The 4,337-nt window shown below is 61.5% G+C and carries 7 protein-coding genes; 5 read left to right on the top strand and 2 right to left on the bottom strand.

Annotated features, from left to right (window positions below; translation table 11 throughout):
- Nucleotides 1-256: SPW repeat protein (locus FS320_RS39055; RefSeq protein WP_192926403.1), on the bottom strand; the 256-nt coding region annotated here is incomplete at its 3' end.
- Between the two features lie 428 nt (nucleotides 257-684).
- Complete coding sequence (locus tag FS320_RS39045; protein WP_152717746.1) at nucleotides 685-921, bottom strand: hypothetical protein; 237 nt, start codon at nucleotides 919-921, stop codon at nucleotides 685-687.
- Nucleotides 922-1,059: 138 nt separating this feature from the next.
- Here FS320_RS39045 and FS320_RS39040 point away from each other — a divergent pair, with 138 nt between their 5' ends.
- The 5 genes from FS320_RS39040 (at nucleotide 1,060) to FS320_RS39025 (ending at nucleotide 4,227) form a co-directional block, all read left to right on the top strand.
- The gene (locus tag FS320_RS39040; protein WP_162003529.1) at nucleotides 1,060-1,443 is read left to right on the top strand and encodes a response regulator; all 384 of its coding nucleotides are present in this window, start codon (nucleotides 1,060-1,062) and stop codon (nucleotides 1,441-1,443) included.
- The gene (locus FS320_RS39035; RefSeq protein ID WP_152717742.1) at nucleotides 1,440-2,075 is read left to right on the top strand and encodes an SGNH/GDSL hydrolase family protein; all 636 of its coding nucleotides are present in this window, start codon (nucleotides 1,440-1,442) and stop codon (nucleotides 2,073-2,075) included. Before FS320_RS39040 ends, FS320_RS39035 begins: the two co-directional genes overlap by 4 nt.
- Nucleotides 2,076-2,198: 123 nt before the next feature.
- On the top strand, nucleotides 2,199-2,360 hold the full coding sequence (locus FS320_RS45590) for a hypothetical protein (protein WP_153885392.1): 162 nt from the start codon (nucleotides 2,199-2,201) through the stop codon (nucleotides 2,358-2,360).
- A gap of 178 nt (nucleotides 2,361-2,538) precedes the next feature.
- Nucleotides 2,539-3,174: a hypothetical protein gene (locus FS320_RS50470; protein ID WP_338105662.1), complete on the top strand. Its 636-nt coding sequence runs from the start codon at nucleotides 2,539-2,541 to the stop codon at nucleotides 3,172-3,174.
- A gap of 246 nt (nucleotides 3,175-3,420) precedes the next feature.
- Nucleotides 3,421-4,227 (top strand): ABC transporter ATP-binding protein, encoded by an 807-nt coding sequence (locus tag FS320_RS39025; RefSeq protein ID WP_338105661.1) that lies wholly within the window; start codon nucleotides 3,421-3,423, stop codon nucleotides 4,225-4,227.
- Nucleotides 4,228-4,337 lie beyond the last annotated feature (110 nt).

Here is a 4,337-nt window from a genome sequence, read left to right as displayed (position 1 = left end):
CATCAACATAGGCGGCAAACCGCGCCTCGCGCGTCTCTGATGGGATAGGAAGGTTCATCACACGCCTCCGCATGATGGATCTCCCGACTATAGCTCGCCTCGTGAGTTTATGACACAGTAGTACTAGGCCGAAGATCACAGCTGTCCATTTCGCCGCCGGCACATCCGCAAAGCCGAAGAGCCACGGGGTTGAGAGAAGCGCCAAGCCCCAGAGATAGTCGATCACACCATGTAGGCTGGTGGGAAGAAAGCGCATGACGATGTCCCTCATGCGGTATCGCGTTTGCGCCAACGTTGCTCAGCTGGGTCAGGTTCCTTGCGCTGCATGATGTGGGTTGTGGGACGGGAAGGCCGCGCTAGTTCGCAAGGCTGGGGCAGCCAAAATGGCAGAATGGTGGATGAGCAGGATTCAGTGGCAGCAGGATCAGGTGGCCGGAGTACCGCTCAATCGTCATGTCGGTTTCGTCGGCCCCGTCGAGGTGGGGAGCGTGGCTTACGACGGCAGCAACAGATTCTGGATCTGGTCGACGCCACTGCAGGAGGATGCCTGGGCTATGGACCGACGGAGCAGGCAGCCAAGACAGCTCTGGAGCTGTGGCTGGCGTCTTGGCTGGAAAACTTCACGTCTTTCTTTCAGACCGACAGGGACCCGCCATCGGCCTGACCGCTGAAGGGACGTGGTCTTCAGATCCGGGTGCTGCGGCCTCGCCGCAGGAAGTAGAAGAGCACGACGGCGACCACCGCGATCAGGGCAATGATCCAAAGCCAGTCCATTCCCTCGCCCGCGGCGTCAGTCGTGGTTCCGGCTGGCGGGGCTGCCCCGCCTCCTGGCGTCCCACCTGGGGATGTCTGTGCCACGGCGATGGCGCTCCACGCCATCAGCAGCATCGTCAGTGCGGATACTTTGAATGCTTCCAGCATCTGATCCTCCTCGGCCCGCCTACGGGCTTGTGAATCAACGTCTGCCAGGAATGCGGCGTTCATCAGACGGATCGTCCGGAACAAGGGCTGCTCACGCCAAGTTGTGCCGGCACGCCTTTTATCCCTGGAGGAGCACGGGTGCCTTCAATACAGCAGCAATCCCCGGTGATCGTGCTCGTGGACGAGGAGCCGACCATCCGCCAAGCCATTGCCGACCACCTGCGGGGGACGTCTTTCGAGGTTGTGGAGGCCGCCGATTCGGACGAAGCCCTCAAAATTCTCGAAAGGACCTCCGCCGCCCAGGGTCTCGTGGTCGATGCTCATGTCCCTGGAAAGTTGGATGGGTTCGAACTGGCGGGAATAGCGCGCAAGCGCTGGCCCGATCTGGCGGTTGTGATGGTATCGGGCCATTCGGATGCAACATCTGGCCCCATACCGGAGGGCGGTGAGTTCATCGCCAAGCCCTACCTGTCGACGCACCTCGTTCCAACCTTGAACCGGCTGATCGGGAGAGGCTCATGACTCACGTGGTTCTCCTCGGCGACAGCATCTTCGACAATGGCGCCTATGTCCGTCGCGGCGAGCCCGACGTGGTGGCGCAGGTCCGGGCCAAGCTGCCCCTAGGCTGGAAGGCGACCCTTTGTGCCGTCGATGGAGCCGTCACGACCGGGGTCGCACATCAGCTGTCGCGAACGCCCTCCGATGCCAGCCAGCTGGTCCTGAGCGTCGGCGGCAACGATGCCCTGCGCAACAGCGGCATCCTGCGCGAGCAGGCCCGTTCTGTCGCGGAGGTGATTACGAAATTCGCGGACGTGCGTGACGAATTCGCTCGCAACTATCGCGCCATGCTGGATGCCATCCTGGAGCGGCGGCTCCCGACGGCGCTCTGCACGATCTACGACGCGCGCTTCCCTGACCCGCAGGAGCAGCGTCTCGTCGTGACGGCCCTGTCGATCTTCAACGATGTCGTTACCCGCGAGGCCTTCACCCGGCGGCTCCACCTCATCGACCTTCGCCTGATCTGCGACGAGCCCGACGACTACGCGAACCCTATCGAACCCTCCGCGAAGGGGGGCGACAAGATCGCTGGCGTGATCGCTCAGGTCGTGGCGGGAAACACGATCTTTCCGCGCTCTCAGGTTTATGCGCGTTGAGTGGAGGGCGCTCCAAAAGGGCACTCTCACACCCGCCGAAGGTCGACAGCGTCCGGAACTCCGCGCAGGCCGCGTCGTTTTTTCCGTCCGCTTCGGAAAACGATGTCACGGTGAGGGTACAAGATGCAACGACACGATATCCTGACTCGGCGGATCGAAGATCTGGCCGTCTTCCTCGATCCTGTCGCCTTCGAGCACGGGCAGGATCTTGCCCTGGCCAAGCGGCGCAAGGCGGCGTGGCGTGAGGCCACGAACCGGATCACTTGCTCCCAAACTGTCACCTAGTGTTTCGCTGCGCGAGCCTCTCTGTGCAGAAATTGCAAGAATTTCTGACAATTTGTTCAGCAAGCCTTGAATTTTATGAAGAAAGAAGCGCGTTCATCGGCCAAGCTGCGAACCAAAACTCAGGCTTCTGAATTGTTTTGTTATTGAAGGGTATTTGCCACTTCTCATGAGGTCGGTCATGAAAAAGCTAGCGTTATTGGCAGGTGTGGCCGCGATCACCGTCGCGAGCATCGGCTCTGCCGAAGCCCAGCGATGGCGCGGCGGTGGTTGGCACGGCGGTGGTTGGCACGGCGGCGGTTGGCGTGGCGGTGGCTGGCGTGGCGGCTACTATCCCACTTACTACCGCCGCGGCGGCTGGGGCGGCGGCGGCGCGCTCGCGGCCGGCCTGATCGGCGGCGCCGTTCTGGGCGGTCTGATCACCGCCGCAGCCACTCCTGCTTATGGCTATCCGGGCTATGGTTACGGTTACCCTTATGGCGGCTATCCAGCTTACGGGTACCGGTACGGCAACAGTTATCCAGCGGCTTATAATTATCCGTCCTACGGATACGGCTACCCATCCTACGGCTACTACTCGGCTCCCGTCACCCGGGTCGTGTACCAGCCTGCTCCGGTTTATCGGACTCGTGTCGTCTACCGCGAGCCGGTTTACAGGCCCCGGGTCGTCTATCGCCAGCCTCGGACCGTAACACGAGTCGTATATCGAGACGGCGGCCGCGTGGTGCGAGCCGTTCGTCGGGACGTGGTGACGACAGGCTCCATCGGCCGGCGCGATGTCAGGCAAATCCGCAGGATCGAGGGGGGTTATCGCTGAAACGTCGAAGATGGCCCCGGCGGGGCCGCCATTATCCTAGGACGACCAAAAAAACCGCCCCGAAAAGGGGCGGTTTTCATTTGATGGGCCATCGTTGACCCGGTGCGATCCTGACCCAGCATGAATGTGGGCAGGAGATTCGGAGGGACGTGAGTGACGATAGGGTACACTTCCCACTGACATTCAAATGTGATCTTCTCCTTCGATAAGAGACGCGGAAAAGCGCGTTCGGGAGGATACTTAGACGTGGACAGTTCTGTCTTGGCCGCGATCGATGTCGATCACCTTCAGGTCAGCTATGGCAGTCAGCGGGTGCTCCATGGGGTCAGCCTTTCAGTCGCGCCCGGCGAGTTCATAGCCATTCTGGGCTCGTCCGGCTGCGGGAAGACCACATTGTTGCGGACCATTGCCGGATTTCAGAAGGCTGCTGGCGGAGCGATCCGCCTGTTTGGCCGGGATGTGGTGAACACGCCGCCGGAAAAACGCGGCATGGCCATGATGTTCCAGTCCTATGCTCTCTGGCCGCATATGACCGTCCTCGGCAACGTCGGCTATGGCCTTCGCTTGCGCGGCATCCCGAGAGAGGAGATCCGCGCCCGCGTCGCCAGCGTGCTGAAGATGCTGAACATGTCCGGTCTTGAGGATCGGAAGGTGACGAATCTGTCGGGAGGTCAGCGCCAGCGCGTGGCCTTGGGGCGGGCATTGGCCATCGAGCCGGCAATCCTCCTTCTCGACGAGCCGCTGTCCAATCTGGACGCCAAGGTGCGCATCCAGCTTCGATCGGAAATCAAGTCGCTTCAGAACCGCCTCGGCTTCACGGCGATCCACGTCACGCACGATCGCGAAGAGGCCATGACCATGGCCGACCGGATCGTCGTGATGGATGCCGGACGGATCGCGCAGGTCGGGTCCCCGAAGGAGGTTTACGACCATCCGAATTCACCCTTCGTGGCCAGCTTCATGGGGGCGGAGAACACCCTCGACCTGGATGTCCGCCCATCCGGTGCCGGTGTCGAGGTCAGGGTCGACGACGGCACGCATTGCATCGCCTGAATTGCTCCCTGATTTTGGATCGTTGCCTCATCTGATTTGCTCCCGAGCTCTGGCGAGCTGCGGGGGCGATGATGAGGCAGGTGAGCATGACAACACGCAATGAGCTGATC

The organism is Microvirga tunisiensis (assembly GCF_009296175.1).
Classification (GTDB): Bacteria; Pseudomonadota; Alphaproteobacteria; order Rhizobiales; family Beijerinckiaceae; genus Microvirga; species Microvirga tunisiensis.
This window is presented reverse-complemented; position numbering and strand designations above follow the sequence as displayed.